This is a genomic window from Streptomyces sp. Ru73 (assembly GCF_002920575.1).
Classification (GTDB): Bacteria; Actinomycetota; Actinomycetes; order Streptomycetales; family Streptomycetaceae; genus Streptomyces.
On the sequence record NZ_PQSQ01000234.1, the window covers coordinates 1 to 561 of the forward strand.

At 70.6% G+C, this 561-nt stretch carries 1 protein-coding gene; it reads right to left on the bottom strand.

Going from position 1 to position 561, the window contains the following annotated elements:
- The coding region (locus tag C3486_RS36740; RefSeq protein ID WP_374936972.1) for an aminotransferase class I/II-fold pyridoxal phosphate-dependent enzyme at window positions 1-428 on the bottom strand (428 nt) is incomplete at its 3' end.
- Window positions 429-561: the final 133 nt, after the last annotated feature.

Here is a 561-nt window from a genome sequence, read left to right on the forward strand (position 1 = left end):
CGGCAGCCGTCGATCAGCGAGGCGTGGTTGCCCGCGTCGGAGACGACCAGCGAACCCCGTCCGGTGAGCGCCGTGACCGCCGCCAGATTGGCCGCGTATCCCGAAGAAAGCACCAGAGCCGCTTCAAAACCACAGTATTCGGCCAGTTCGGATTCGAGCCGGGCGTGCAGCTCGGTGGTCCCGGTGACCAGCCGCGAGCCGGTCGCACCCGCGCCCCAGCGCTCCGCGGCGGCCGCTGCGGCCCGGGTGACCTCCGGGTGCCGCGCGAGGCCGAGGTAGTCATTGCTCGCCAGGTCCAGCAGAGCGGAGTCGGCCGGACGCGGGTACAGCATCCGTACGAGCCCGGCGGCGCGGCGCTTCTCGCGCGCCTCGTCGAGCCAGGCGAAGGGGTCGGTACCGGACGTCGCGGCGGCGTGGTCGGCAGGCATCGGCATCCTCGGGTTTGTTGGCTGTCGATAGACGTTAGCGGTCGTTACGCCTGCCTACGGTGTGGCAATACACACACCCCCAACCAGCGGCGTTGTGGGGATCCTCCTTGGCCGCGGGCGGTGGCGTAGGCCA